The sequence below is a fragment of the Rubellimicrobium roseum genome (assembly GCF_006152145.1).
GTDB classification, from domain to species: domain Bacteria; phylum Pseudomonadota; class Alphaproteobacteria; order Rhodobacterales; family Rhodobacteraceae; genus Rubellimicrobium; species Rubellimicrobium roseum.
Map to the genome: position 1 here is coordinate 36804 of NZ_VDFV01000010.1, position 25932 is coordinate 62735.

Here is a 25932-nt window from a genome sequence, read left to right on the forward strand (position 1 = left end):
ACCAGCCCGAGGTGCGGGACGCCTGCCGTCCCATGGTGTGGCCGTCCGCGCGCTGTCCGGGCGCGCGGCTTCCGATCCGCTGGAGGCGGATGCTGTCAGAGGAACGCGTCCGGGACGCTCGCCTTCTTGCGGGCGACATAGTCGTCGAGCGACTCGCGGATCCCCGCGTCGAGCTCCGGCTGACGGTAGGTTTCCAGCAGGCGACGGACGCGGGCCGACGCGAGCGCCTGCGTGTCGCGGGCGCCCTCCTCCTCCCAGGTCTCGAAGGGCTTGTAGTCGAGCAGGTCCGACCGCCAGAAGGCGTCCTTGAAGTTGGCCTGGGTATGCTCGCAGCCGAGATAGTGCCCGCCGGGCCCGACCTCGCGGATGGCGTCCATCCCCTGCCCGTTCGCATCGAGAGCGACGCCCTTGGCGAAGTGGTGAAGCGCCCCGAGCTGGTCTGCGTCCATGACGAACTTCTCGTAGGAGGACACGAGGCCCCCCTCCAGCCAGCCGCAGGCGTGGAGCATGAAGTTCACACCCGACATGAGGCCCATGTTGAGGCTGTTGGCCGATTCGTAGGCCGCCTGAGCGTCGGGCAGCTTGGAGCCGCAGAAGCCCCCGGCGCTCCGGTAGGGCAGGCCCAGGCGACGGACGAGCTGGCCCGCGCCATAGGTGATGTGGCTGGCCTCCGGCGTCCCGAAGGTCGGCGCGCCCGAGTTCATGTCGATCGAGGTCACGAAGGCCCCGGCGATCACGGGGGCGCCCTTGCGGATGAGCTGGCTGTAGCTCACGCCCGCCAGGATCTCGGCCAGCACCTGCGTCAGGGTGCCGCCCACGGTGACGGGCGCCATGGCCCCGCCCACGATGAAGGGGCTGACGATGGCCGCCTGGTTGTTCCGGGCATAGACCTCGAGGGCGCCCATCATGATGCCGTCGAACGTGAGCGGCGAGTTGATGTTGATGAGAGAGGTCATCACCGTGTTGTTCTGGACGAAGTCCGCCCCGAACAGCAGCGACGCCATGTCCACCGAATCCTGCGCCCGCTCCGGCGCCGTGACCGAGCCCATGAACGGCTTGTCCGACAGCGTCATGTGCGCGTGCAGCATGTCGAGGTGGCGCTTGTTCACCGCAACATCGGTGGGCTCGCACACCGTCCCACCCGAGTGGTGCAGCCACTTGGACATGTAGCCGAGCTTCACGAAGTTGCGGAAGTCCTCGATGGTCGCGTAGCGGCGGCCGCCTTCGGCGTCGCGCACGAAGGGAGGCCCGTAGACCGGAGCCAGCACGAGGTTGCGCCCGCCGATCTCCACGTTCCGCTCCGGGTTCCGCGCGTGCTGCGTGAAGGTCTTGGGCGCGGTCGCGCAAAGCTGGCGCGCCAGCCCCCGCGGGATGCGCACCCGCTCGCCCTGCACGTCGGCGCCCGCGTCCTTCCAGCGCTCCAGCGCTTCCGGGTTCTCGACGAAGTTGACCCCGATCTCCTCCAGCACCGTCTCGGCGTTGTGCTCGATGATCTGGAGAGCCTCTTCGTTCAGGACCTCGAAGTTCGGGATGTTGCGCTCGATGAAGCGGGCGGTCTCCACGCTCACGGCGGTCCGCTCGGCCCGGCGGGCGGCTCCGCCGCCACCCCGCGACCGGCGACCCGTTCCAGCTTCGGCCACGTCAGCCATGATGCACCCTCCTACGGCTTTTCCGCCTCATACCGGGGCAACCCGCGCGGGCGGAAGGAGGATGCGCCCCTTCGCGCCCAAAAGCGACATCCGCGACGCTTGCGCCGCTGCGCCCTTCGTCCTAAGGCCCGCCCCATGACCCTTGACACCGCCCAGATCGCCGCCCCGGACCACCAGCGCCTGCTGATCATCGACTTCGGCAGCCAGGTCACGCAACTGATCGCCCGCCGCCTGCGCGAGCTGAACGTTTATTGCGAGATCCACCCCTTCAACGCGGTCACGCCCGCGTTCATCCGGGATTTCGCCCCCCAGGCGGTGATCCTGTCGGGCGGCCCCGCCTCGGTCTTCGCCGAGGGCGCGCCGCTGCCGCCCCCCGACGTCTTCGAGCTGGGCGTGCCGGTGCTGGGCATCTGCTACGGCCAGCAGGCGATGATGCACATGCTGGGCGGCAAGGTGGAGTCGGGCCACGGCACCGCCGAGTTCGGCCGCGCCTTCGTGACGCCCACGGACGACACGCTCGACATCCTCAAGGGCTGGTTCCTGGAGGGCCGCGAAGAGGTCTGGATGAGCCACGGCGACCACGTGAGCCGCATCGCTCCCGGCTTCCGCGTCTACGGCACCTCGCCCAACGCCCCCTTCGCGATCACGGCGGATCCGGACCGGCACTTCTACGCCGTCCAGTTCCACCCCGAGGTCCACCACACCCCGAACGGCCGGACACTCTACCACAACTTCCTGCGCCTCGCGGGCTTCCGGGGCGACTGGACCATGGCTGGCTACCGCGACGAGGCCATCCGCAAGATCCGGGAGCAGGTGGGCGACTCCAAGGTGATCTGCGGCCTTTCAGGCGGCGTCGACTCCTCGGTGGCCGCCGTCCTGATCCACGAGGCCATCGGCGATCAGCTCACCTGCGTCTTCGTGGACCACGGCCTGCTGCGCAAGGGCGAGGCCGAGCAGGTCGTGAGTATGTTCCGCGACCACTACAACATCCCGCTGGTCCACGCCGACGAATCCGAGCGCTTCCTGACCGCGCTCGAAGGGCTCGACGACCCCGAGGCCAAGCGCAAGACCATTGGCCGTCTGTTCATCGACGTGTTCCAGGAGCACGCCAAGGCCGTGGGCGGGGCCGAGTACCTGGCCCAGGGCACGCTCTACCCGGACGTGATCGAGTCGGTCAGCTTCTCCGGCGGCCCATCGGTCACCATCAAGAGCCACCACAACGTGGGCGGCCTGCCCGAGAAGATGGGCCTCAAGCTCGTCGAGCCCCTGCGGGAGTTGTTCAAGGACGAGGTCCGGCAACTGGGCCGCGAGTTGGGACTGCCCGAGTCCTTCATCGGCCGCCACCCCTTCCCGGGTCCCGGCCTCGCGATCCGCTGCCCCGGCGCGGTGACTCGCGAGAAGCTGGCGATCCTGCGCGAGGCGGACGCGGTCTACATCGACCAGATCCGGAAGCACGGGCTCTACGACGAGATCTGGCAGGCCTTCGCGGCCATCCTGCCGATGCGGACCGTGGGCGTGATGGGCGACGGGCGGACCTACGACTACGCTCTGGCGCTCCGGGCGGTGACCTCCGTGGACGGCATGACCGCCGACTACTACCCGTTCACCCACGGGTTCCTGGGCGAGACCGCGACCCGCATCATCAACGAAGTGCGGGGAGTCAACCGGGTCTTCTACGACTGCACCTCCAAGCCGCCGGGCACCATCGAGCTCGAATAGAGCCTCTGGCGTCCCGCACCGCCCCGTGATTGCCTCCCTTCGCCAACAGGGAGGACGGCAGATGCAGGCGGTCAGGTTCATGGAGGTGGGGCGGGTCGAGCTGGGCGGCATCCCCGAGCCTTCGCCCGCGCGGGGCGAGGTGGTCGTGAAGGTCGCCCATGCCGGCGTCTGCGGGACCGACCGCCACATCCTCTGGGGCGAGTTCCCGAGCCGCCCGCCGGTCGTGCTGGGCCACGAGTTCGCGGGCACCGTGGTCGCCATAGGCGAGGGCGTCACGACCCACAGGGTCGGCGACCGCGTGGCCTGCGACCCCAACATCGCCTGCGGCGCCTGCCCGTCCTGCCTGCGGGGCCGGATCAACCTCTGCGAGAACCTCGTGGCCGTGGGCATCCAGCGCGACGGCGGCTTCGCCGAACTCAGCGGCATCCCCGCCCACCGCGCCATTCCCCTTCCCGAAGGCATGGGCCTGCGCGCCGCCGCCTTTTCCGAGCCCCTGGCCTGCTGCGTCCATGCCCTGGACATCGCGGCGATCCGGCCCGGCGAGCGAGCCATCGTCATCGGCGGCGGGGTGATCGGGCTTCTCTGCGTCCAGCTCGCCCGCCTTGCCGGGGCCGAGGTCCTGCTCCTGACCCGCTCGCCCGCCCGACAGCGGATCGGGGGCGACGTGGGCGCGCAGCACGCGGTCGCGTCACCCGTTGAGGCGCGCGCGCTCTGGCCGCGCGGGGCCGACGTGGTGCTCGAATGCGCGGGCGTGGCCGAGACGATGACCGAGGCGCCGCAGCTGGCCGGCCGGGGCGGGCGCGTGGTGATCGTGGGCGTGCTTGCGCAAGGCGAGCAGATCGCCATCGAGCCCTTCGACCTCCTGGTACGCGAGGTGGACCTGCGCATGGCCTTCGTGAACCCCTTCACGCAGGCTCGCGCCATCGGCCTCCTCGCCTCGGGCGCAGTGCGGACCGATCCGCTGGTCACGCGCGAGGTCGGGCGAGAGGAGATCCCGGCGATCCTTCACGCCAAGCCTGGACCGACGGAGGTCAAGGTAATGGTGACGGCGTGACCGCCGTGCCCCGCAGCGGCACGGCGGTCGCCGCGCTCTGGATGACGGGCGCCATCGCCAGCTTCTCCCTGCTGGCGGTCGCAGGCCGGGCGGTCAGCGCCGATTTCGACACCTTCGAGATCATGCTTTATCGCAGTGGCCTCGGCGTGCTGATCGTGACGGCGCTCCTCGCGGCGTCGGGGCGGCTGGTCGAGGCCCGGCCGCACCGCCTGCCCTTCCACGGGCTGCGGAACGTCATCCACTTCACCGGGCAGAACCTCTGGTTCTACGCCCTGACCGTCCTGCCGCTCGCGCAGGTCTTCGCGCTGGAGTTCACGACGCCGCTATGGGTGATCCTTCTCGCACCACTTGCACTGGGCGAGCGTCTGACCGGGCGGGGCCTCGTGGCAGGTGCGCTGGGCTTCGCGGGCGTGCTGATCGTGGCGCGGCCCGACTTCGGCGACCTGCATCCCGGCATCGCGGCGGCGGCGGCCTGCGCCGTTTGCTTCGCCGCCACCTCCATCATGACCAAGAAGCTCACCCGGACGCAGCCCGTCATCGGCATCCTATTCTGGCTGAACCTGCTCCAATTCGTGCTCGCGGCGATCACGGCTGGCTGGGACGGCGAGGTTCCTTTGCCGACCGCCGCCCACCTGCCCTGGCTCCTGCTCATCGGCGTCTCGGGCCTTGTCGCCCATCTGTGCCTGACGAGCGCCCTGGGTGCCGCGCCCGCCTCTGTCGTGATGCCGCTCGACTTCCTCCGCCTTCCCGTGATCGCCGTCGTGGGCTGGGCCGCCTATGGCGAGCCGCTGGACATCCTCGTCTTCATCGGCGCAGCGCTCATCCTCGGGGGCAACCTTCTCACCCTTCAGCGACCCATCCCCGAGGAGGCTGCGGCGGGTCCATGACGCGGCGTTTCCGTTGACGCAACTTCTGGTCGAGCGATGCTGAAGCCCAACAAAGAACATCCTGCCGGGAGGAGTCATGAATAAGGTCGTGCCGGGCCTCGGGGCCTTGCTGCTTTCTACATCCCTAGCGAACGCCGGCGCGCTCGACCGCACCGGGCAGCCGGTGACGGCGCTCTTCGCCGAGGGCACCACGGCCGAGCTGAGCTTCGGCTTCACGAGCCCCGACGTGCAGGGGACCCACACCAACCGGCTCAGCGGAGCGGCGACAGATTCGGGCAACGTCGGGGTCGACTTCACCCAGGTCACCCTGTCGTTCAAGACGGACCTCAACGACCGGCTCTCGGTGGCGGTGATCCTCGACCAGCCCTTCGGAGCCGACGTGGAATATGGCGACGCCGGCCTCGGCTATCCGATCGGCGGCTCCAGGGCCGAGTTCGAGAGCAGCGGCCTCACCGCCTTGGCCCGCTATCGATTCAATGACGCCTTCAGCCTGCACGGCGGCGCGCGCCTTGTGCGGGTGGATGCCGACCTCCTCATAAACACTCTGATCCCGGTCGGCCCCACCGGCGTGCCGGTCGGCCCAGGCGAGATCCCGACCGGCGCGTCGCTCTTCAGCTACGATGCGGAATTCGACACCGACTCGGACGTGGGCTTCGTCCTGGGCGCCGCCTACGAGCGCCCCGACATCGCCCTGCGCGTGGCGCTCACCTATTCGAGCGAGACCGAGTTCACGCACGACACCACCTTCGCCCGGACCTTCGGCGGGGCCGCGATCCCGGGCGCCACCTCCGGCACGACCACCTACACCCTGCCGCAGTCCGTCAACCTCGAATTCCAGACGGGCATCGCGGCCGACACCCTGCTCTTCGGCTCCATCCGTTGGGCCGACTGGTCCGAAACCGAGATCAGCGTGCCGGGCTATGCGCTGGGGGCGACCGACTTCAACCCGGTCGTCAGCTACGAGGGCGATTACGTCACCTACACCCTTGGCGTGGGCCGGCGGTTCAGCGACCGGCTCTCGGCTTCGGCCGCCGTGATCTACGAGCCGGGGGTCTTCTCGGACTTCGACCCCACCGATCCCCGGATCGGCGCGTCGAACCTCGCGCCGACCGACGGCCAACTCGGGATCCAGCTCGCGGCCAGCTACGCCGTCACCGACAACCTCGAGTTGGGCGGCGGCATCCGCTACACCCGGCTTGGCGACGCGTCGACCCGGCGCATCGGCGCCGAGTTCGAGGACAACGACGCCTTGTCGCTGGGCCTGAGGGCAGCCTACCGCTTCTGACGCTCTGCGGCGCGACCCGCACGATCCGGGTTGCGCCGCACGGCGCTTTGCGGTGATTGAGCGGCCATGATCGAGCAGAAGAGCATGACCGCCGCCGCATGGGTCGAGATGGCCCTGCTGGGCTCCATCTGGGGCGGGTCCTTCCTGTCGAATCACGTGGCGCTGGAAGAGGCGGGAGTGGCCACCACCGTGGCCATGCGCGTCCTGGGCGCGGGCCTCGTTCTCTGGGCCGTGGTGCGGGCGCGCGGCCTTTCCATCCCGCGCGAGCCGCGCGTCTGGGGTGCCTTCCTCGTGATGGGTATTCTCAACAACGCCCTGCCCTTCAGCCTCATCACCTGGGGGCAGCTCAACATCGAATCGGGGCTGGCGGCGATCCTGAATGCCTCGACGGCGATCTTGGGCGTGCTGGTCGCGGCGCTCGTGTTCCGGGACGAGCGGCTGACCGCGCGCAAGGCGCTGGGCGTGGGCCTGGGCTTCCTCGGCGTCGTCGCGGTGATCGGACCCTCGGCGCTGGGCAGCTTCGACCTCACCTCGCTCGCGCAGCTCGCCATTCTCGGCGCGGCACTGAGCTACGCCGTCTCGGGCGCCTTCGCCCGCGTGGCGACCCAGGGCATCGCGCCCGAGGTCGCGGCAGCCGGAATGCTGACGGCCTCCTCCCTCATCATGGTTCCGGCGGCTCTGTTCCTCGACGGGATGCCCGACCGCGCCTGGTCCTGGCCCACCTGGGCCGCGCTCGCCTATCTCGCGCTCATGGCCTCGGCGCTGGCCTATCTGCTCTTCTATCGGCTCCTTCGCCGCGTGGGCGCCGGGAACACCTCAGTTGTAACGATGCTGGTTCCTCCGGTGGCGATCCTCCTCGGCGCCGTGGTGCTGGACGAAAGCCTTCCCCTGCGCGCCTTCGGCGGCTTCGCGCTCCTGGCGCTGGGGCTCATCATACTGGACGGGCGGCTGTTCCGGCGGCCCGACGAAACGGGGACGACGGCGGGATGATCTACGCCAACGCGGAGGAGTGGCTGCGCGCCACGAAGCGGCACGTGCTGCTGTTCGGGATGTCGGGCCTGGGTAAGACCCATGTCGCCAAGTGCCTGCGCGGCGCGGGTGGCTGGTTCCACTACTCGGTCGACTACCGGATCGGCACCCGCTACATGGGCGAGCTGATCGCCGACAACGCCAAGCGCGAGGCCATGAAGGTCCCCTTCCTGCGCGAGCTGCTGCTGTCGGACTCGATCTACATCGGGTCGAACATCACCTTCGACAACCTGGACCCGGTCTCGACATACCTGGGCAAGCCCGGCGACCCGGCCCGGGGAGGCCTCCCCTTCGCCGAGTACCAGCGCCGGCAGGCCGAGTTCCGCGAGGCGGAGGTCGCGGCCCTCCTCGACACTGGCCGCTTCATCGACCGGGCCGAGGCGCTCTACGGCTACCCCCATTTCATTTGCGACACCGGGGGATCGATCTGCGAATGGGTGGACCCCGAGGACCCGCGCGACCCGGTCCTGACGGCTCTGGCCTCGCGCTGCCTGATGGTCTGGATCGAGGGCTCCGAGGCCCACACCGCCGAGCTCGTGCGCCGCTTCGACAAGGCCCCGAAGCCGATGTGCTATCGGCCCGACTTTCTCCTGGCTCAATGGCAGGCCTATCTCGACCTCAAGGGTGTGGCCGAGGACCAGGTGGACCCCGACGACTTCATTCGCTTCACCTATGCCGCAGCGCTCGCCCACCGGCAGCCGCTCTATGCGGCGATGGCGCGAAACTGGGGGATCACCGTCAGGGCCGAGGACATGGCCCGCGTCAACGACGAAGCGGCCTTCGTCGAGGTGGTGGCCGGCGCGATGCGGGAGCGAATGCGCGGCGCGGCATAGCGGCCATGCCCGAGGGGGCCCTTGCGGGTTCCCGCGCTTTTACCTAAGTTCCCGGCTTTCCCGAGGTTTTCCCGATGCCCATCAAGCTGCCCGCCGACCTGCCCGCCTTCGACGTCCTTACCCGTGAAGGGGTCATGGTCATGTCCGAGTCCCGGGCCGCGCGGCAGGACATCCGGCCGCTGCGCATCGGGCTTCTCAACCTCATGCCCAAGAAGATCCAGACCGAAACGCAGTTCGCGCGTCTCGTGGGCTCGACCCCGCTCCAGATCGAGCTGTCGCTCATTCGCATGACCGAGCACCAGACCAAGACCACCGCCTCCGAGCACATGGAGCAGTTCTACCGTCCCTTCGCCGAGGTCGCAGAGTCGGGCGAGAAGCTCGACGGCCTGATCGTCACTGGCGCACCGGTGGAGCACCTGCCCTTCGAGGAGGTCACGTACTGGGACGAGCTGCAACAGGTCTTCGACTGGACGCAGACCCATGTCCATTCCACCTTCGGCGTCTGCTGGGGCGGGATGGCCATGGCCTACCACTTCCATGGCGTGCAGAAACACATGCTGGAGGACAAGGCCTTCGGGCTGTTCCGCCACCGCGCGACCGAGCCGGCCTCCCCCTTCCTGCGCGGCTTCTCGGACGACCTGCTCGTGCCGGTCAGCCGCTGGACCGAGATGAAGCGCACGGAGATGGAGGCGGCGGGCCTCCGGACCCTTCTGCACTCCGATGAGGTCGGGCCCTGCCTGGTCGAGGACGAGGGCCAGCGCGCCCTCTACATCTTCAACCACCTCGAATACGACAGCGACACGCTCAAGCAGGAGTACGACCGCGACGTCGAGGCGGGCGCGAAGATCCGGCTGCCGCGCGACTACTATCCCGACGACGATCCCTCCCGCGCGCCCTCGAACCGCTGGAGAAGCCACGCGCATCTCCTCTACGGCAACTGGATCAACGAAATCTATCAAACGACGCCCTACGACCTGGCCGAGATCGGCGCGAAGGCGGCATGATCGGCTGGGCCGCGCTGGGCTTGGCCACAGGCGGCGTGGCGGTGACGGAGGTCCGCGCCGCTCGCCGCGAGCGTGCCGCAGGGGCCGCCTTCCCGCCCGAGGGCGAGATGCTCGACGTGGATGGTCGGCGCGTCCATGTGGTGGTGCGCGGCTGCGGTCCCGACCTCGTCCTGATCCATGGCGCTTCGGGCAACGCGCGCGACATGACGATGGGGCTCGTGGACCGGCTGACGGATCGTTATCGCGTCACCGTCTTCGACCGCCCGCGGTTGGGCTACACCGACCGTGCGCGGCCAGGTCTCGACCGGGTCTGGAGCCGCGAAGGCGAAACGCCTCAGGAACAGGCGATGCTCCTTCTGGCCGCGGCGAGGCAGCTCGGGCTCAGGCAGCCCATCGTCATGGGTCATTCGCTGGGTGGAGCCGTGGCGCTGGCTTGGGCCCTGGCCGACCCGGAAGGAATATCCGCTGTGGTGGACGTCTCGGGCGTCTCCATGCCCTGGCCCGGTACGCTCGACCGCATTTACCGGATCAACGGCTCGATCGCCGGCGGGGCGCTGCTGCCACCCTTGTTGGCCGCCTTCGCGCCGCAGCGGGCCGCCGACATGGCGCTGGCCGCGATCTTCGACCCCGACCCGGTTCCGCCCGACTATGCCTCGCGCATCGGCGTCGGACTGACGCTGCGCCGCGGCTCGATCCGAGCCAACGCCCGTCAGGTCGTCTGCCTCCGCGTGGCCGTCCTGGAGATGTCCCGGCACTACGCGAGCCTCTCCATGCCGGTCGAGATCGTGCACGGCGAAGCCGACATCATCGTTCCGCCCACGATTCATTCGGTGCCCCTGTCGCGCCTCGTGCCGAGCGCGAATCTTGTGCTGCTGCCCGGCGTGGGCCACATGCCCCATCATTCCCGGCCCGAGGCGGTGGTGGCTGCCATCGACCGCGCCTGCGTCCGAGCCACCCTGCGTGGTTGAACGCCCGCTCCGGCCCCCCATAGTTACGGGGAAGGAGGACGATCCCATGGACCTGCCACTCGACGGGGCGATCAGCCGCTACTTCCGCGACGAGGCGCCCGAGGAGGTCCGTCACCGGATCGATCTCGCGGACGAGGACGATGTGCTCAACCCGCGCTATCCCTATCCCGAGAAGATGAAGCGCAAGGATTACGAAACGCAGATGCAGGCCCTGCAGGTGGAGCTGGTCCGCTTCCAGGCCTGGGTAAAGGAGTCTGGCGCGCGTGTGGCCGTCGTCTTCGAGGGGCGCGACGCGGCCGGCAAGGGCGGCGCGATCAAAGCCTTCAGCGAGAACCTCAACCCGCGTGGCGCCCGCGTGGTGGCGCTCCAGAAGCCCACCGAGATCGAGGCGGGCCAGTGGTACTTCCAGCGCTACATCGCCCAGCTTCCCACCGCCGGCGAGATCGTGCTCTTCGACCGCTCCTGGTACAACCGCGGCGTGGTCGAGCACGTGTTCGGCTTCTGCACGCCTGAAAGCCGTGCCCACTGGTTCGAGCAGGTCGGCCCCTTCGAGGAGATGCTGGTGAACGAGGGCATCCACCTGTTCAAGTTCTGGCTGAACGTCGGCCGGGCGACTCAGCTCGAACGCTTTCTCGCGCGCGAGCGCGATCCACTTAAGCAGTGGAAGCTGTCCTGGATCGATGCCGAGGGCCTCCGGCGCTGGGACGACTACTCGGCCGCCATTGCCGAGACGCTGATCCGCACCCATTCCGGCCGCGCCCCCTGGACGGTGCTGCGCGCCGACGACAAGCGACGGACGCGGCTCAATCTCATCCGCTCGGTGCTCGCGCCCATCTCCTACGCCCGAAAGGACCCCACCGCCGTGGGCGTGCTGGACCCCCGGATCGTTGGCGGGCCCGAGGTCGTGACGTCGGGCGGAGGCGTCTGAGGTGCTGAAGCGTGGCTATCATCACGGCAACCTGCGCGAGGCGCTGGTCGAGGCTTGTCTCCGGCTCATCGCCGAAAAGGGTCCCACCGGCTTCACGCTGTCGGAGGCGGCACGCGAGGCCGGCGTGACGCCGGCCGCCGTCTACCGCCATTTCGAGGGGCGCGAGGACCTGATCGCCGAAGCCGCGCGCCAGGGCTACGAGATGTTCGCGGACCTCCTAGAACACGCTTGGGAAAAGGGACAACCCTCGGCGCTGGCGAGCTTCGAGGCCACGGGACGGGCCTATCTCGCCTTCGCGCGGAAGTTTCCCGGCCATTACGTGGCGATGTTCGAATCCGGCATCTCGACCCAGCGCACGCCCGAGTTGGCGCAGGCAGCGCGGCGATCGATGGAGATCATGGAAAAGGCCGCCCGCGACCTAAGCCAGCACATCCCGCCCGAGAAGCGACCACCGCCTGCGATGTTCTGGGCCCATGTCTGGGCATTGTCTCATGGGGTAGTGGAGCTGTTCGCGCGCAGTGCGCCCGGCACCCGCTGCCCTTTCCCGCCGGAGGACCTGCTCGAGACTGGGATCGGGGTCTACCTTCGCGGGCTGGGTCTCCTGCCGCCGGACGAGTGAGCGCGCGGGGGGATGTTCCCGCGCGCGCCCGAGACCAGGGTCACGGAGTGGCCGTGGCGTCCGTCGGTTCGGTCGTGCCCATGGTGCCGGCGCCGCTCATGTCGATGCCCAGTTCGGTCGCTCGCGCTTGGTCGAGCTGGCAGACGGACAGTTGCAGCATCGCGTCGTCCATGGCGCCTGCCGTCGCGGTCTCGGCGGCCGTGCTCTCGATGTTCTCGACACCGCTCGCGAGGTCGTCGTCTGCCGCGTCAGTCGTTCCGCTCGCATCGGCGGTAATATCGGTCGAGCCCGTCGTTCCCGCTGCTCCGGTCGTCGAGTCGATCGTGCCCGTGGCGTCGGCGGTCGCCATGTCCGTGCCCGTCCCGGTCGTCTCCGCGCCATCCGTGCCTGCGGCATCGACCGAGGCCATGTCGCTGCCGGTCGCGGCATCCGGAGCAGCGCCCATCGTGCCACCGGCGTCGGCGGTGTCGCCCGTCGTGCCGACCTCGTCCAGCGGGGGGGCGCCCGTGTCCGCCGTGTCGGTCGGCACCGCCCCGGTCTCGTTCCCCAAGCCATAGACTACGGCCGGGTCGAGCCCGCTCTCGCTCAGGCGGGTCTGGGCGATCTGCTGGATGGTCGCCTCGTCCATGGCGCAGGCCTCGGCCGCTTGGGCGACAGGCACCTGCACGGCCGTGCCGCCGACATCGATGTAAACGTTGCTGAGTTCCTGGGCGGGGTCCTGCTGCGCGAAGACCGCCGTGGACGAAAGCAGAAGGGCCGCCGTCGAGGCGGTGACATATGCGAGTTTCATCGGGTCTCCTCCGGGATGTGCAGACCCGATGACACATGCGGGCCTGTGCAAGACCGTCCGCGAAGGGGAGCGGCCTGCGCGAGGTGAACCCCCGAACGGCACCATCCGTTCCAGTGGTCCTGGGGTCGGGGCCGGCTCAGCAAGCTTCTGCGGGCGCCCGACAGACGGAGAACGCCGCGCCTGTCGGTGCGTTCCGCACGGCCCCTACCAAGCGGGTCAGCGGCTGAGGACGACCAGCGACCGCTCGTCCCAGACGACCTGCGTCACCGCGCCCACGTCGAGCACCGGCCGCCCGATGAGGTTCTTCATGGAGATGGTCAGCGGCTGTTCCACCCCGGGGATGCGGACATCGTAATAGGTCATGTCGCCGAAGTAGACGACCTCGTCCACCGTTCCCGCCGCCAGCCGACGGTCAGTGGTCTCGCCGGGGAAGAGGATACTCAGCGTCTCGGGCCTGATGCCGACGGTGGTCGCCCCCGGCTGGACGCCGCTCGGTGCCTGGTCGGGCTCGATGGCACCGCGCCCCAGGCCCGCCACGTCCACGACGATCCGGTTCCGTTCCATCGCCGCGGTGGCTGGCAGAAGGTTCATCTTGCCGATGAATTCCGCTACGCGGCGCGAGTTCGGGCGGCGGTACATCGTTTCCGGGTCGGCCATCTGGGCGATGTTGCCCTCGAACATGACGGCGATCCGATCGGACATGATGAGCGCCTCCTCCTGGTCATGTGTGACCAGGATGAAGGTGATGCCGACGTTGCGCTGCAGCTTGATGAGCTCCACCTGCATCGTCTCGCGCATCTTCTTGTCGAGCGCCGAGAGCGGCTCGTCGAGGAGAAGCACCTTGGGCTTGAGGATAAGCGCCCGCGCCAGCGCCACGCGCTGTCTCTGCCCGCCCGAGAGCGCGTGCGCCGCGCGCGCGCCGTAGCCGCCCAGGCCCACCATCTCCAGCGATTCGGCAACGGCCCGGGCCTTCTCCGCCTTGCTGCGCGGATCGCGGCGAAGGCCGAAGCCCACGTTCTCGGCTACCGAGAGATGCGGGAAGATGGCGTAGCTCTGGAACACCATGTTGGTGGGCCGGTGGTTCGCGGCCACCCCCGCCATGTCGCGTCCGTCGATGGTCAGTGACCCCGAAGAGGGCGCCTCGAAGCCCGCGATGGTGCGCAGCAGCGTGGTCTTGCCGCAACCCGAAGGGCCGAGAAGCGAGAAGAATTCGCCCTTCTTGATCTCGAGGTCGATGCCGCGCAGCGCATGGTAGTCGCCGTAGTGCTTGTGCACGTCGCGCAGCTGGATCAGCGGGGCGGCCGAGGGGGAATAGGTCACAGGAACCCTCCGGAGTCCTTGAGGCCGGCGCGGGCCACGCCGCGGCGCCGGAAGTATTCGGCAATGACGAGGAGCGTGATCGAGATCGTCACCAGGATCGTTCCCAGCGCCATGATGAGCGGCAGCGCGTCCACGAAACGGGTCAGGCCGTAGATGTAGACTGGCATGGTGGGGTTCGCGCCGGTCAGGAACTGCGCGATCACGAAGTCGTCGAGCGAGATGATGAAGCAGATCAGCAGCGACGAGACGATTCCCGGAAACACCAGCGGCAGGATCACAAGCCGGAAGGCGCCCCAACGGGTCTCACCCAAGTCCATGGCCGCCTCCTCGAAGGAGGGATCGAGGTTCTGAAACGCCCCGTTGAGGATGGCGATCGAGAAGGGAATGCAGATCACCGTATGCGCCGCGATCACCGTCAGGTTCGAGAGCTCCAGATCGAAGACCTGACGCACGACGATAAGGAGCGCGACCGCGATGACGATCTCGGGCAGCACGAGCGGCAGCATGATGAAGCCAAGCGCGCCGCTCTTGCCCGGGAAGTTGGCCAAGGTCCCCGCCCTTGCCGCGCAGACGCCCAGCGTCGTCGCAAGCACCGCGGTCACCGTCGCGATGATGAGCGAGTTCTGCAGCGCGTCGTGCAGCGCCTGCGTGGTCCAGAGCTGCTCGAACCAGCGGGTGGAGAAGCCCGACAGCGGGAAGGCGATGATCGCCGCGTCGTTGAAGGCGAAGAGCGGGAGGAGAAGGATCGGCGCGTAGAGGAACGCGAGATAGATGACCGCGTAGGCGCGGAGCCCCCAACCCTTCTTCATGCCCGGCCTCTGAGCCAGCGGCGGTTGAGGAGGATGAAGACGAGGCTCACGATTCCCACGGCGAGCATGGTGATAATCGACAGCGCCGCGCCGAGCGGCCAGTTGTTGAGCTGTAGGAACTGGGTCTGGATCACGTTGGACATCAGCCGCCCGCCGGAGCCCAGCATCAGCTCGGGCGTCACGTAGTCGCCGATGGTGGGGATGAAGACGATGAGGACCGCGCCGACGATGCCTGGCACCGACAGGGGCAGCGTCACGCGCAGGAAGGTAGAGAAGCGGCTTTCGCCTAGGTCCTGCGACGCTTCGAGGAGAGAGCGGTCGATCTTCTCCAACGCCACGTAGATGGGCAGGATCGCGAAGACGGCATAGGCGTGCGACAGCGTGATGATGACCGAGTTGAGGTTGTAGAGCAGGACGCTCAGCGGCTCCTCAATGACCCCGAGCGACTGGAGCCCGGTGTTCACCACCCCGTTGAAGCCCAGGATCACCTTCCACAGGAACACGCGGATCAGGTAGCTGGTCCAGAACGGGATGGTGATGAGGAAAAGCCAGAGCGCCTTGCGCTCGGGCGCCACCACGAAGGACACGAAGTAGGCGATCGGATAGGCCAGCACGACGGTGACCAGCGTCACGGTCGCCGACACGAAGAGGGAAAGCGGCAGCACCCCCCACCGATTCGCGTTGCCCCAGACATAGATGGGGCTCGAGAAGATCTCGCGATAGTTCTCGAGCGTGAAGACCCGGTTCAGCGCCAGCCCGGACTGCGTCCAGAACGAGATGACGATGATGGCGATAAGGGGGAAGGCGAGCAGCGCCAGGGCATAAAGGAACGGTGGCGCGACGAGGGCCGCGGCGCGCACCCGGGGGGACGTGTCGAGAATGCCCATGACGCGGGGAGGCCTTCCTTCGGGATCGGGGCGATGTTGTCCGAGCGAGCGGGAAGGTCAACGGCTAAGTGCCTGCGCTCGCGCGATGCACGCAAGGTTGTGTAGGGGGAACGTCACTGCGGTGCACGGGGCACCAAGGGCTGGTTCGCTTGGGCCCAAATGAAAAAGGCGCGATCCCGTGGACCGCGCCTTCCAGATGTCGAACCGGATGATGGGCCCGGATCAGCGCTTCGAGAACTGGAAGCTCCGGCGCGCCTTGCGCTTGCCGTACTTCTTGCGCTCGACCACGCGGGCGTCGCGGGTCAGGAAGCCAGCGGCCTTGAGCGAGGGACGCAGCGCCGGATCGAAGAGCTGGAGCGCCTTCGAGATGCCGTGCTTGACCGCGCCGGCCTGGCCCGAGAGGCCGCCGCCCGCGACGGTCGCCATCACGTCGAACTGGTCGGTCACGCCGGCCACCGAGAACGGCTGCCGCAGGATCATTTGGAGCACGGGACGGGCGAAGTAGACCCCCATCTCCTTGCCGTTCACGGTCACCTTGCCGGTGCCGGGCTTGACCCAGACGCGGGCCACGGCGTCCTTGCGCTTGCCGGTGGCATAGGCGCGGCCGAGCGCATCGCGCACGGGCTCGCGCGGGGCCGGAGCGGGCGCCGCCTCGGGGGCGGCGGGCGCGACGGCAGCTTGGCTGAGCTGGTCGAAGGACCTGATCTGATCGGCCATTTTTACGCGGTCCTCGTGTTCTTCTTGTTCATGGACTTCACGTCCAGGACTTCGGGCTGCTGGGCGTTCATGCCATGCTCGGCGCCCGCGAAGACGCGCAGGTGCGAGAGCTGCTGGCGCGACAGGCGGTTGCGGGGCAGCATCCGGCGGATGGCGTTCTCGACCACGCGCTCGGGGTGGTTGCCATCCAGGATCTGGCCCTTGGTGCGGGACTTGATGCCGCCCGGGTGGCCGGTGTGCCAGTAGAAGTTCTCTTCGCGCTTGTCGCCCGTCAGCTGCACCTTGTCGGCGTTGATGACGATGACATTGTCGCCCATGTCCATGTGCGGCGTGAAGGTGGGCTTGTGCTTGCCACGAAGGCGCATCGCGACGATCGAGGCGAGGCGGCCCAGAACGACGCCCTCGGCGTCGATCAGGATCCACTTCTTCTCGATGTCCGCGGGGGTCGCGGTAAAGGTTTTCATCGGGGTGTCCCAGAGTTGAGGGGCGGGGCAGACCCCGCGTCGGAATGCCGGGGTTATACGCATTCGCGCGCCCAGGTCAACTGGCTTCAGGAACTTACTTTCCAACAAAAACAATCACTTGCATAATGAGGTATCAAGATACCCCAAGGCCCGGCGCTGGCGGGATCGAATAGGTGAAGTTGGCCCGCGCCACCACCGTATCCTCGCCATCGCTGAAGAGACGGGTGTCCACCACCACGAGCGTCCACCCGAGCTTCAGGATCTCGGCCCGGCAGAGAAGGTCGCGCCCTGCCGCGGGCTTCCTCAGGAAGTCGATGCCCGCATTGGTCGTCACCGTCAGCGCCCGTGGCCCAATGCGCGACAGGATCGCGCAGTAGGCCGCCACGTCGGCCAGAAGGAACATCGCGGGACCGCCCAGCGTGCCGCCGGGCCGAAGGTGCCTCTCGGAGACTCGCAGCCGGACAGTGGCGACCGGCCCGTCCAGCGTTTCCACGGCGATCTCGTCCGCGACCTGCGGGAACTCGCGCGCCAAGAAGTCTTGGAGCGCCGGAATGTCCATGCCCGCCATTCAGAGCCCGTAAAGGTCGCCGTACTTCGCCTCCAGCTCATCAAGGAGCGGCTCCTCCGAAGGCTCGAAGCCCGCGGCATGGGCCACGGTTGCCCGCGGCTCGCGCAGGCCTCCGTGCCGCTGCAGCCGCTCGCGCAGCCAGCCCACCGCGCCCGAGGCGTCTCCGCGCGACAGTTGGGCGTCGAGGTCCGCCACGTCCCGTCGCAGCGCCCGATGCAGGCAGCCCGCATAGACGTTGCCCAAGCTGTAGGTCGGAAAATAGCCGAAGAGCCCGGCCGACCAGTGGACGTCCTGCAGCAGCCCGTTCGAGGGCCGGTCCACCGCCACGCCGAAATCCGCCAGGAACCGCTCGTTCCAGGCTTCCTCCAGGTCCCGCACCTCGACCTGCCCGCGCATGAGCGCCTGCTCCAGGTCGAAGCGCATCAGGATGTGGAGATTGTACTGCACCTCGTCCGACTCGGTACGGATGTAGCCTGCCGAAACGCGGTTCACGGCACGGTAGAAGCTGTCCTCGTCCGCAATCCCGAAGTCGCCGAACAGGTCCCGCATACGGCCGTAAAGCCAGCCCGTGAAAGCCCGCGACCGGCCGAGCTGGTTCTCGTAGATCCGGCTCTGGCTCTCGTGGACGCCCAGCGAAACGCCCTGCCCCAGCACGGTCAGGAAGTGCCGCCCGTCGATGCCCTGCTCGTAGGTGGCATGTCCCACCTCGTGGATCGTCGAGTAGATGCAGTTGAACGGGTCCTCGGGGTTCGTGCGCGTCGTGATCCGCACGTCCTGACCGCTGCCGGACGAAAAAGGATGGACAGCCTTGTCGAGCCGCCCCTTTGAGAAGTCGTAGCCGAAGGCGCGGGCGACCTCGTTCGCCAGACAAAGCTGCCCCTGCTCGGAAAAGGCGCCCGTGACCCGCGGCGCCTCGGGCGCCCCTATCACCCTGTCGCGCAAGGCCACCAGACGGGGCCGCAGCGCCCCGAACATCGCGGCGATCTCAGCCGAGGTCGTCCCAGGCTCGTAGTCGTTCAGAAGCGCGTCATAAGGGTCGCCATTCCGGGCGAGTGCGGCCCCCTCCTCGCGTCGCAGCCGCACGACCTGCTCCAGCACCGGCAGGAAGCCCGCCACGTCCTCGTTGGCCCGCGCCTCGGCCCAGATCCCCTGCGCGCGAGACGTCACGCGGGCGATCTCGGAGGCCAGCGACGCCGGCACCTTCCTGTTGCGCTCGTAGCGCCGTCGGATCTCGCGCAGGTTGGCCGTTCCGACCTCGTCGGGCGCCTTGGCCGCATCCAGCCAGTCTCCGACCCGCGGATCGGTGCGGCGGGCGTGAAGGACGCCTTCCAGCGCCGCCATCTCCTCGGCTCGCTGCCCGGCCGAGCCCGGCGGCATCACCGTCTCCTGATCCCAGCCGAGCCGCCCCATGACCTGCGCCAGGGCCTCGGTCTCGCGCTGGAAGGACAGGAGCTCGGCATAGGCAGTCATTCAGCGGCCTCGGATGGTGGCGGGAATCGGATGCCGCGCGAGGAAACGCCCGCGGATCACGAGAGTCCAGAGCAGAACGGCCACCGCCTGATGAGTGATCGCGACGTGAAGCTGCGCCTGCGACAGCACGGCCCAGACGCCCAGGCCCACCTGCACCGCCATCGCGGCCAACATGTAATGGAACGCCCGCCGGGTGCTCGCGTGCGGTGACTTCGATGCCCGCAGCCAGACCACGAGCGCAAACACCGCAAAGAGATAACCTGTCATGCGGTGGATGAACTGCACGGTCCCGGCGTTCTCGAAGAAGTTGCGCCAGACGGGCTGGAGGCTCAGCGGGTCGGGCGGCAGGAAGCCCCCCGCCATGTCGGGCCAGGTCGGATAGGCCCGGCCCGCGTCGATCCCCGCCACCAGCGCCCCCAGCACGATCTGCAGGAACAGGAGGTGCACGAGCCCCGTGGACATGGAGAACAGCCGCGGCTCGGCCTGCCGCCGCGCAGTCAGCAGCTCCGTCTCGCGACGCGAAAGGAGGTTGGCGTACCAGACAATCAGCCCGAGGATAACGAACGCGAGCCCCAGATGCGTAGCCAGCCTATAGGAGGCAACCGAGGTCATCCCCTCCTGCAGTCCCGAATGCACCATCCACCAGCCTACGGCACCCTGCAGCCCGATGAGTCCGCCCAGGATCAGCAGGCGCCCCGCCCAGCCCGGCGCCAGTCGCCGCGACAGCCAGAAGCCCAGGAAGCCCGCGATGAACACGAGGCCGATCACCCTACCCAGGAAACGGTGCCCCCATTCCCACCAGTAGATGAACTGGAACTCCTGCAGCGTCATGCCCCGGTTCATCAGCTCGTACTGCGGCGAGGCGCGGTAGAGGTCGAACTCGCTCTGCCATTGGGCGGCGCTCAGCGGCGGCAGCGTCCCGGTCACGAGATCCCATTCCGTGATCGACAGCCCCGAGTCGGTGAGCCGCGTCAGCCCGCCCACCACGATCATGACGACGACCAGCGCGAACAGGGCAAGAAGCCACAGCCGCACCCATCTTCGCGCGTCGGGCCGCCCCCGGTCGATGGCCCCCGCCACCGCGGCGGGGCGTTGGGTGGTGGTCACGTCCTCGAAGATCGCGCGCGGCTTGGTCGCCATGGAAGTCCCTCTCCGGTCGGCGCGGGTCTAGACGCCGGGGAACGGCCCTTCAAGGCCGAGCCCCCCAAGTCGCCGCGCATTCGCGTCGAAATAGGCGCTATTCCGGCCGCTTGCGCGCCCAGCGGACCATCTGTCGCAGCATTCCGTGAAGGGTCTGCACGTCCTGCCCGGTCAGCGGCATCCGGCTCCACAGGTTGCGCAGGGACAGCTTCATGCTCTCGGCCTTGTGGTCGGGAAAGAAGAAGCCCGCCTCTTCCAGCCGCTCCTCGAAGTGCCGGGCAAGATGGTCCACCTCCAGCACGCTCGCCTTCTGGGTCCCGGCCATCACCTCCTGCAACGCCGGCGTCTCGTGGGTGGCCCGGCGCCATTCGTAGGCGACCAGCAGCACGCACTGCGCGAGGTTCAGCGACGGGAACTCCGGGTTCACGTCCACGGTGATGATGGCGTTGGCCTGCGCGACGTCCTCGTTCTCCAGGCCCGCGCGCTCGGGTCCGAACATCACCGCGACCCGCTCGCCCTCCCCGATCCGCCGGACCATGTCCCGCGCGGCGGCCTCGGGGCTGAACACCGTCTTGGTCAGGTCGCGCGGCCGGGCGGTGGTGGCGTAGACATAGGTGCAGTCCCCCGCCGCGCCAGCGAGGTCCGGGAACACCTGCGCCGCGTCCAGCACCCGCCCCGCCCCCGAGGCCATGGCCACCGCGCGCGGGTTGGGCCAGCCGTCGCGCGGATCGACGAGCCGCATCCGGCTCAGGCCGAAGTTCCACATGGCGCGCGCCGCGGCGCCCACGTTCTCGCCCATCTGCGGGCGCACGAGGAGGAAGGCGGGTTCGACAGGTCCTTGCATGGCACGCCTCCTAAGGGCCGCCGCGCCCGCCGGCAAGCTTGCAAAGCCGCGCCGGGGGGCTAGAAGCGGCCGGACCCCAGACCGAGAGGACCGCCATGACCGACCCGCGCGAGAGGCCGCAGATCACGCTCGTCACGCCGCCGGAGCTGGAGCTGTCCACCTTCCCCGACCTGCTGCGCCGGGTGCTCGACGCCGCCCCCGTGGCCTGCCTGCGCCTCGGCCTCTCAACCCGCGACGAGGACCGGATCAGCCGTGCGGCCGACGCCCTTCGCGAGGTCGCCCACGCGCGCGACATCCCGCTCGTGATCGAGAGCCACGTCCTGCTGGTCGGCCGCCTCGGCCTCGACGGCGTCCACCTGCTCGACGCCGCCCGCTCGGTCCGCAAGGTCCGCAAGGACCTCGGCCCGGACGCCATCGTGGGCACCTACTGCGCGGCCTCGCGGCACGACGGCATGACCGCGGGCGAGCTGGGCTGCGACTACGTGAGCTTCGGCCCCGTGGGCGCCACGCCCCTGGGCGACGGCCGCCAGGCCGAGCGCGAACTCTTCGAGTGGTGGTCCGAGATGATCGAGGTCCCGGTGATCGCCGAAGGCGCCCTGAACGAGGATCTCGTTCGCAGCCTCGCGCCGGTGACCGACTTCTTCGCCTTCGGCACCGAGGTCTGGAGCGCCGAGGACCCGGGGGCGCGCCTCCGGGCACTCGATGCGGCCATGGGCTAGAGAGCGGAGCGCACTGAGGCTTCCGCCTCGGCCGCCAGCGTCTTGCGATCCCGCCCCGCCACGGGGATCGGCGGATGGAATGTCACCTTGACCCGCCCGCCGCGCCGGGCCGCCAGCACCGCCAGCGCGTGCGGCCCGAGGTCCATTCCGCCGTACCAGGCGAAGAAGCGCGGGTCCTCGCCTTCGGGCGCCTCATAGCGCAAAGTTACCGGCTGCACGGCTGGCCCGGCCATCAGCCCGGCGAAGAGCGCCGGCCGGAACGGCAGGACGCGGCGATTGTCGGTCGAGGTGCCTTCGGGAAACAGCGCGAGCCGCGCCCCCTGCCCGATCCGCTCAGCCAGCGTCTGCGCCTGCGCCGCCACCTCGCCCCGCGCCTCCCGCCGGATGAAGACCGTTCCCGTCGCCCGCGCCAGCAGCCCGATCCCCGGCCAGCCCGCCACCTCAGCCTTGGACACGAAGACGACCGGCGCCTGCGCGTTCAGAACCAGGATGTCCAGCCAGGACGAGTGGTTGGCCACCAGCGCGCCCGGCCCCTGCATCGGCCGCCCCCGTGCTTCGACCCTCAGGCCCAGGATGCGCATCGCGATCCGGCAGACGGCGACCGTGATCCAGGGCGACAGGGGTCGGCGCGCCCCAGCCAGCGGCCGCTCGACCGCCCGCACCAGCAGCTTCAGCCCAAGCCCCAGCGCCAGGACGGTGACCAGAGGCCCGCCCCGCAGCAGGACCAGCGCCCAGCCGACCGCGCCCGGCCGGGCCGGCACGAGATCCGGCCCGTCGCGCCAGGTCAGGCTCACCCCGCCGCCTTTCCCGGCATCACCCGCTTGTTGAGCGATCCGCTGTCGAGCACCATGCAGACGTCGATGCAACCGAACGCCTCATCGAGAAACGCCCCTTCGCCGACCCCCGCCCCCAGCCGGAGGTAGGCCTTGACCAGCGCGGGCATCGCTAGGACTGCCGCGCGCCGGTCGAAGATTCTCCCCGTCATGGGAACGGGCCGAAGGGATCGTGGCCGCAACTCCTTGGGCGCGGCATGCTCGGCCGCGAGCACGCCGAGTTGCGGCGCGACCTCCGCCGGGTCGAGACCCCGGAGTGACGCGAGTCCGAAGATCAGCTCGGTCCCTTGCTCCGCCACGACCTGCGCAAGGCCGCCCCATAGCTGGTGCAGCGCCGAGCCCCCGCGGTGATCGGGGTGCAGGCAGGTCCGGCCCACCTCCAGGAGCCGTCGCCCCGAGTCCCGAAGCGGCCCAAGATCGAATTCCTCCTCGGTGGCGTATCCCCCTGCCGCCCGGGCCCCCTCGGGCGTGAGCACCCGCGTCGTCCCCACGACGGCGCCGTCCCGCAGGGGATCGACCAGCAACAGATGCAGGCAGTGCGGGTCGAATCGGTCGGCTTCGATCCGCCGCTCCCCATCCGTAAGGGCGCCGCCCCTCCCGCCAAGCTCGGCCACGAAGACGGCGTGACGCAGCGCCTGCGCCGCCGTCACGTCAGCGCCGTCGATGGCCGCCCGCAGCAGGTAGCGCGGCGCAAGGCGCGTCATCCCCAAACCGACAACTCCCTGTTGAGCCCGCGTCACGGGGCCAGCCGTTAACCCTTTGGCAACCAGACTCATGTAGGCTTTCCGCAGGACCCCTAGAAGGGGGTCTGACCAAGGGAGACGAGGGTCAGGGGAATGCGCGCGCCGTCGATGACGATCTTGCCCGTTTCGGGAAAGTTGACGGTGATGCGTTGACCCACGACGGACTGCACCTGCCCCGTGCCCCATTCGGGGTGGTCGGGATGCGCGACCAGCATCCCCGGCGCGAGGATCGAGTTCATGTCGGACATCGGGTCCCTCGGTCCAGGAACGGAAAGGCCGCGCGGCGGCACGGAAGCGAAGGGTGCACCCGCTCATGACCGAAGTCCACAGCATCGCCGACGATCTCCTTGCGACGGATCGCCCCGCGGGCGCGTCCGACCCGGCGATCGCACTGGCCGCGACGATCGTGTCGCGGATCTGCCACGACCTCGTGAGTCCCCTTGGCGCGCTCGCCAACGGCGTGGAGCTCCTGGCCCTTTCGGGGGAGGAGCCTTCGCCCGAGATGCAGCTCATCGCCCAAAGCGTGGAAAGCGCGAATGCCCGCGTCCGCTTCTTTCGCCTGGCCTATGGCGCCTGCAGCGATCAGGTCGTCGGCCGGTCCGAGCTGTCGCGTCTTCTTGCCTCGATGTCGCGCAGCGGCCGCATCGCCTACGACTGGCCGCTGACGGTCGAGCAGCCGCGCCGCATCGTCCAGGTGATGTTCCTCGTCTTCCAATGCCTCGAATCGGCTCTTCCGGCGGGCGGTCGCATCGTCGTTCGGCCCCGTGGCAGCCGTTGGGAGGTCACGGCGGATGGACCACGGCTCCGCCTGAATCCAACGGCCTGGGACTGCCTGGGCCTTCCCCGAACCCCACCGCCCGCCGGGCCGTCCCTGGTGCAATTTGGCCTTCTTGCTACCGCGCTCGCCGACTCGCGACGTCAAATAGAGTTCGACTTCGGCCCGGATCGTATCGTCGCCCGCTTCTGACCGCTGGCGCGGAACGGCGGCAAGCTACCTTCCGACATGACGGGCGCTGGACCGCCGCGTGACGAGGACGCCGACGCATGACCGACCCCGAGAACCTGCGGCGCATCGCCGCCGCCTTCAACCTGGCTGCGCAGGCCCATACGGGCCAGACCCGCAAGGGCGCAGCGGCGGAACCATATGTGAATCATGTGGCCGACGTTGCCGCCCGCCTCGCACAGAGCCCGGCGGTCACGGATGACTTGCTGATCGCGGCCATCCTCCACGATGTCGTGGAGGATACCGCCCACAGTCTCGACGAAATTATCCAGCGCTTCGGCCCAGAGGTCGCAGGCTACGTCGCGGAGGTCACGGACGACATGTCATTGCCTGATGCAGAGAGGAAGCGGCGGCAGGTCGAGGAAGCCCCCCGCAAGTCCGATGGAGCGAAGCGGATCAAGCTGGCCGACAAGGCTTCGAACATTGCCGCCCTGGCCGACTCGCCCCCGCATTTCTGGGACCGAGCGCGGAAGCGCCGCTATCTCGAATGGGCGCGAGAAGTTGTAGCGGGGCTGCGGGGCGTCGACCCCCTGCTGGAAGGAGCCTTCGACCGCGAGTCGACCCGGGCCGAATCGGTTCTGGACGACTGATGCAGTACATTGCGCGAAAAACGGCGGGTACATTCGATGGCCCAAGTGAACGGCCTTGCATAGCAAACCTTAGGGTTCCGGCTGGCGGCGGAAGTGACTCCACAACGGCGTAACAGGACGGCATGATGCGCCAGTCATGTTCAGCCGTCTCTCTTTCATCTTGAGTCTTGCCGCTTCGGGTGTTCCCCTACTCTTGTTCGCGGTCCAAGCGTTCGGAGATGCCCAGGCTGCCAACGATATGCTGGGTTTTCTGGCCCCAGGCGTCCGGGAGGCGGTCTTGTCCGACGCCGGTCTTGTGACGGTGTTGGCCACTAGCTATTTCTGCTTCGCTTGGCTTCTTTACCGTGAACACACAGCGAGCTAGCGGGCGCGCAAAGGTCTTGCCGCCTTGCAGGATGAAATCAGAGCGGCCCACCTCAACTTCGAGATGATCTAAAGGCTGACGTCGAGGAGCATGGTCGGCACGTTGCTTCCGTGTCGCGCCGAGTAGCCCGAGAAGGCGTAATTGCCGCTGGCGTGTCCGGCTTGGTTCAGGCCAACTGGTCCGCTTTCCAGAGTCTCGCTGACCATAGACAGCACTTGCAAGCCGCTGAGGGTCTGGCCGCGCCGGGAGTGAGCAGGGATGCGTGGTTACGGACCTTGACGATCTACACGGCAGAGTACGGCCTATTGATATCTGCGCTCATTTCCCTTGCTGCATCCACAGGCGACTATAACCCAAGGCCTTTAACCTCTAACTACACGTTCTTGCATTCGGAACGCTTTGTGGACATGACGAGTGAGACCCTACGCTTCGCTGTGATGGAAAGCGAGCTTTCGACGGCCTTGGCAGCTTTAATGCCGCTGATCAAGTTGCATGCGCCGGACTTGCTGAACGCGAAATTCTTTAGAGATCATGTTCGCCAAGCTATACCGCAGAAAGGCGGCGGTGAACCTTTCCCGCAATAGCTCGTTGCGAATATTCACCTCATCAGGCCCGATCCGCTACACCGGTTGAGCGTAGTTCACGCCCGCTCGCTTCAGTACCGCCCCCGAGAGATTCGGGGCATCCGTCCCGAAC

28 protein-coding genes are annotated in these 25932 nt (G+C 68.3%); 14 read left to right on the forward strand and 14 right to left on the reverse strand.

What is annotated here, in order from left to right:
• Positions 1-95: 95 nt before the first annotated feature.
• Positions 96-1649, reverse strand: coding sequence for a trimethylamine methyltransferase family protein (locus FHG71_RS09585; RefSeq protein ID WP_139081408.1), 1554 nt, complete (start codon positions 1647-1649; stop codon positions 96-98).
• A 135-nt stretch (positions 1650-1784) separates the two neighbouring features.
• On the opposite strand from FHG71_RS09585, the gene guaA reads away from it, so the two are divergent.
• From guaA to FHG71_RS09635, 10 genes are all read left to right on the forward strand, one after another.
• Positions 1785-3368: a glutamine-hydrolyzing GMP synthase gene (gene guaA, locus FHG71_RS09590; RefSeq protein WP_139081409.1), complete on the forward strand. Its 1584-nt coding sequence runs from the start codon at positions 1785-1787 to the stop codon at positions 3366-3368.
• Between the two features lie 61 nt (positions 3369-3429).
• Positions 3430-4422 (forward strand): zinc-dependent alcohol dehydrogenase family protein, encoded by a 993-nt coding sequence (locus FHG71_RS09595; protein WP_139081410.1) that lies wholly within the window; start codon positions 3430-3432, stop codon positions 4420-4422.
• Positions 4419-5309 (forward strand): DMT family transporter, encoded by an 891-nt coding sequence (locus FHG71_RS09600; RefSeq protein WP_342777510.1) that lies wholly within the window; start codon positions 4419-4421, stop codon positions 5307-5309. The genes FHG71_RS09595 and FHG71_RS09600 overlap by 4 nt, the downstream gene beginning before the upstream one ends.
• Before the next feature lie 76 nt (positions 5310-5385).
• Positions 5386-6594, forward strand: a complete 1209-nt coding sequence (locus FHG71_RS09605) for an outer membrane protein transport protein (RefSeq protein ID WP_139081411.1) — start codon at positions 5386-5388, stop codon at positions 6592-6594.
• Between the two features lie 84 nt (positions 6595-6678).
• Positions 6679-7584: a DMT family transporter gene (locus FHG71_RS09610; protein ID WP_246045403.1), complete on the forward strand. Its 906-nt coding sequence runs from the start codon at positions 6679-6681 to the stop codon at positions 7582-7584.
• Positions 7581-8456 (forward strand): ATP-binding protein, encoded by an 876-nt coding sequence (locus tag FHG71_RS09615; protein WP_139081413.1) that lies wholly within the window; start codon positions 7581-7583, stop codon positions 8454-8456. The genes FHG71_RS09610 and FHG71_RS09615 overlap by 4 nt, the downstream gene beginning before the upstream one ends.
• A gap of 74 nt (positions 8457-8530) precedes the next feature.
• Entirely contained in the window at positions 8531-9460 is a 930-nt protein-coding gene (locus FHG71_RS09620) for a homoserine O-succinyltransferase (protein ID WP_139081414.1), read from the forward strand.
• Positions 9457-10428: an alpha/beta fold hydrolase gene (locus FHG71_RS09625; protein WP_139081415.1), complete on the forward strand. Its 972-nt coding sequence runs from the start codon at positions 9457-9459 to the stop codon at positions 10426-10428. Before FHG71_RS09620 ends, FHG71_RS09625 begins: the two co-directional genes overlap by 4 nt.
• Positions 10429-10474: 46 nt before the next feature.
• Complete coding sequence (ppk2, locus tag FHG71_RS09630; RefSeq protein ID WP_139081416.1) at positions 10475-11356, forward strand: polyphosphate kinase 2; 882 nt, start codon at positions 10475-10477, stop codon at positions 11354-11356.
• 1 nt (position 11357) lies between these two features.
• A complete protein-coding gene (locus FHG71_RS09635; protein ID WP_139081417.1) occupies positions 11358-11975 on the forward strand; it encodes a TetR/AcrR family transcriptional regulator in 618 nt (205 codons plus the stop codon).
• 40 nt (positions 11976-12015) lie between these two features.
• On the opposite strand, the gene FHG71_RS09640 is transcribed toward FHG71_RS09635, so the two are convergent.
• The 10 genes from FHG71_RS09640 to FHG71_RS09685 all read right to left on the reverse strand — a co-directional run bounded on the left by FHG71_RS09640 (position 12016) and on the right by FHG71_RS09685 (position 20984).
• Positions 12016-12765, reverse strand: a complete 750-nt coding sequence (locus FHG71_RS09640) for a hypothetical protein (protein WP_139081418.1) — start codon at positions 12763-12765, stop codon at positions 12016-12018.
• Positions 12766-12981: 216 nt separating this feature from the next.
• Positions 12982-14085 carry an ABC transporter ATP-binding protein gene (locus tag FHG71_RS09645; RefSeq protein ID WP_246045404.1) on the reverse strand — a complete coding sequence of 368 codons (1104 nt, stop codon included), beginning with the start codon at positions 14083-14085 and terminating at the stop codon, positions 12982-12984.
• A complete protein-coding gene (locus FHG71_RS09650) occupies positions 14082-14894 on the reverse strand; it encodes an ABC transporter permease (protein ID WP_139081419.1) in 813 nt (270 codons plus the stop codon). Before FHG71_RS09650 ends, FHG71_RS09645 begins: the two co-directional genes overlap by 4 nt.
• Positions 14891-15781, reverse strand: coding sequence for an ABC transporter permease (locus FHG71_RS09655; protein ID WP_139081420.1), 891 nt, complete (start codon positions 15779-15781; stop codon positions 14891-14893). Before FHG71_RS09655 ends, FHG71_RS09650 begins: the two co-directional genes overlap by 4 nt.
• Before the next feature lie 222 nt (positions 15782-16003).
• A complete protein-coding gene (gene rpsI / locus FHG71_RS09660; RefSeq protein WP_139081421.1) occupies positions 16004-16498 on the reverse strand; it encodes a 30S ribosomal protein S9 in 495 nt (164 codons plus the stop codon).
• A gap of 2 nt (positions 16499-16500) precedes the next feature.
• Positions 16501-16962, reverse strand: coding sequence for a 50S ribosomal protein L13 (rplM, locus tag FHG71_RS09665; RefSeq protein ID WP_139081422.1), 462 nt, complete (start codon positions 16960-16962; stop codon positions 16501-16503).
• Positions 16963-17095: 133 nt separating this feature from the next.
• A complete protein-coding gene (locus FHG71_RS09670) occupies positions 17096-17521 on the reverse strand; it encodes a PaaI family thioesterase (RefSeq protein ID WP_342777511.1) in 426 nt (141 codons plus the stop codon).
• Between the two features lie 9 nt (positions 17522-17530).
• Positions 17531-19000: a carboxypeptidase M32 gene (locus FHG71_RS09675; RefSeq protein ID WP_139081424.1), complete on the reverse strand. Its 1470-nt coding sequence runs from the start codon at positions 18998-19000 to the stop codon at positions 17531-17533.
• Positions 19001-20140 (reverse strand): heme A synthase, encoded by a 1140-nt coding sequence (gene ctaA / locus FHG71_RS09680; protein ID WP_139081425.1) that lies wholly within the window; start codon positions 20138-20140, stop codon positions 19001-19003.
• A gap of 97 nt (positions 20141-20237) precedes the next feature.
• Complete coding sequence (locus FHG71_RS09685) at positions 20238-20984, reverse strand: RNA methyltransferase (protein WP_139081426.1); 747 nt, start codon at positions 20982-20984, stop codon at positions 20238-20240.
• A 95-nt stretch (positions 20985-21079) separates the two neighbouring features.
• Here FHG71_RS09685 and FHG71_RS09690 point away from each other — a divergent pair, with 95 nt between their 5' ends.
• The gene (locus FHG71_RS09690; protein ID WP_139081427.1) at positions 21080-21703 is read left to right on the forward strand and encodes a thiamine phosphate synthase; all 624 of its coding nucleotides are present in this window, start codon (positions 21080-21082) and stop codon (positions 21701-21703) included.
• Here FHG71_RS09690 and olsA read toward each other — a convergent pair.
• The 3 genes from olsA to FHG71_RS09705 form a co-directional block, all read right to left on the reverse strand.
• On the reverse strand, positions 21700-22497 hold the full coding sequence (gene olsA / locus FHG71_RS09695; protein ID WP_176559359.1) for a lyso-ornithine lipid O-acyltransferase: 798 nt from the start codon (positions 22495-22497) through the stop codon (positions 21700-21702). The genes FHG71_RS09690 and olsA overlap by 4 nt on opposite strands.
• Complete coding sequence (locus FHG71_RS09700) at positions 22494-23240, reverse strand: GNAT family N-acetyltransferase (protein ID WP_139081428.1); 747 nt, start codon at positions 23238-23240, stop codon at positions 22494-22496. Before FHG71_RS09700 ends, olsA begins: the two co-directional genes overlap by 4 nt.
• A 92-nt stretch (positions 23241-23332) precedes the next feature.
• Positions 23333-23527 (reverse strand): DUF3553 domain-containing protein, encoded by a 195-nt coding sequence (locus FHG71_RS09705; RefSeq protein ID WP_139081429.1) that lies wholly within the window; start codon positions 23525-23527, stop codon positions 23333-23335.
• Positions 23528-23592: 65 nt separating this feature from the next.
• Here FHG71_RS09705 and FHG71_RS09710 point away from each other — a divergent pair, with 65 nt between their 5' ends.
• From FHG71_RS09710 to FHG71_RS09720, 3 genes are all read left to right on the forward strand, one after another.
• Complete coding sequence (locus FHG71_RS09710; protein ID WP_139081430.1) at positions 23593-24246, forward strand: histidine phosphotransferase family protein; 654 nt, start codon at positions 23593-23595, stop codon at positions 24244-24246.
• Between the two features lie 77 nt (positions 24247-24323).
• On the forward strand, positions 24324-24872 hold the full coding sequence (locus FHG71_RS09715; RefSeq protein ID WP_139081431.1) for an HD domain-containing protein: 549 nt from the start codon (positions 24324-24326) through the stop codon (positions 24870-24872).
• A gap of 639 nt (positions 24873-25511) precedes the next feature.
• On the forward strand, positions 25512-25820 hold the full coding sequence (locus FHG71_RS09720) for a hypothetical protein (protein WP_139081432.1): 309 nt from the start codon (positions 25512-25514) through the stop codon (positions 25818-25820).
• Positions 25821-25932 lie beyond the last annotated feature (112 nt).

Bases quoted from the DNA above. Each gene is read 5' to 3' on its own strand.
- FHG71_RS09585 (WP_139081408.1), bottom strand. From the start codon at position 1,649: ATGGCTGACGTGGCCGAAGCTGGAACGGGTCGCCGGTCGCGGGGTGGC.
- guaA (WP_139081409.1), top strand. From the start codon at position 1,785: ATGACCCTTGACACCGCCCAGATCGCCGCCCCGGACCACCAGCGCCTG.
- FHG71_RS09595 (WP_139081410.1), top strand. From the start codon at position 3,430: ATGCAGGCGGTCAGGTTCATGGAGGTGGGGCGGGTCGAGCTGGGCGGC.
- FHG71_RS09605 (WP_139081411.1), top strand. From the start codon at position 5,386: ATGAATAAGGTCGTGCCGGGCCTCGGGGCCTTGCTGCTTTCTACATCC.
- FHG71_RS09610 (WP_246045403.1), top strand. From the start codon at position 6,679: ATGACCGCCGCCGCATGGGTCGAGATGGCCCTGCTGGGCTCCATCTGG.
- FHG71_RS09615 (WP_139081413.1), top strand. From the start codon at position 7,581: ATGATCTACGCCAACGCGGAGGAGTGGCTGCGCGCCACGAAGCGGCAC.
- FHG71_RS09620 (WP_139081414.1), top strand. From the start codon at position 8,531: ATGCCCATCAAGCTGCCCGCCGACCTGCCCGCCTTCGACGTCCTTACC.
- FHG71_RS09625 (WP_139081415.1), top strand. From the start codon at position 9,457: ATGATCGGCTGGGCCGCGCTGGGCTTGGCCACAGGCGGCGTGGCGGTG.
- ppk2 (WP_139081416.1), top strand. From the start codon at position 10,475: ATGGACCTGCCACTCGACGGGGCGATCAGCCGCTACTTCCGCGACGAG.
- FHG71_RS09640 (WP_139081418.1), bottom strand. From the start codon at position 12,765: ATGAAACTCGCATATGTCACCGCCTCGACGGCGGCCCTTCTGCTTTCG.
- FHG71_RS09650 (WP_139081419.1), bottom strand. From the start codon at position 14,894: ATGAAGAAGGGTTGGGGGCTCCGCGCCTACGCGGTCATCTATCTCGCG.
- FHG71_RS09655 (WP_139081420.1), bottom strand. From the start codon at position 15,781: ATGGGCATTCTCGACACGTCCCCCCGGGTGCGCGCCGCGGCCCTCGTC.
- rpsI (WP_139081421.1), bottom strand. From the start codon at position 16,498: ATGGCCGATCAGATCAGGTCCTTCGACCAGCTCAGCCAAGCTGCCGTC.
- rplM (WP_139081422.1), bottom strand. From the start codon at position 16,962: ATGAAAACCTTTACCGCGACCCCCGCGGACATCGAGAAGAAGTGGATC.
- FHG71_RS09670 (WP_342777511.1), bottom strand. From the start codon at position 17,521: ATGGACATTCCGGCGCTCCAAGACTTCTTGGCGCGCGAGTTCCCGCAG.
- FHG71_RS09675 (WP_139081424.1), bottom strand. From the start codon at position 19,000: ATGACTGCCTATGCCGAGCTCCTGTCCTTCCAGCGCGAGACCGAGGCC.
- ctaA (WP_139081425.1), bottom strand. From the start codon at position 20,140: ATGGCGACCAAGCCGCGCGCGATCTTCGAGGACGTGACCACCACCCAA.
- FHG71_RS09685 (WP_139081426.1), bottom strand. From the start codon at position 20,984: ATGCAAGGACCTGTCGAACCCGCCTTCCTCCTCGTGCGCCCGCAGATG.
- FHG71_RS09690 (WP_139081427.1), top strand. From the start codon at position 21,080: ATGACCGACCCGCGCGAGAGGCCGCAGATCACGCTCGTCACGCCGCCG.
- FHG71_RS09700 (WP_139081428.1), bottom strand. From the start codon at position 23,240: ATGACGCGCCTTGCGCCGCGCTACCTGCTGCGGGCGGCCATCGACGGC.
- FHG71_RS09705 (WP_139081429.1), bottom strand. From the start codon at position 23,527: ATGTCCGACATGAACTCGATCCTCGCGCCGGGGATGCTGGTCGCGCAT.
- FHG71_RS09710 (WP_139081430.1), top strand. From the start codon at position 23,593: ATGACCGAAGTCCACAGCATCGCCGACGATCTCCTTGCGACGGATCGC.
- FHG71_RS09715 (WP_139081431.1), top strand. From the start codon at position 24,324: ATGACCGACCCCGAGAACCTGCGGCGCATCGCCGCCGCCTTCAACCTG.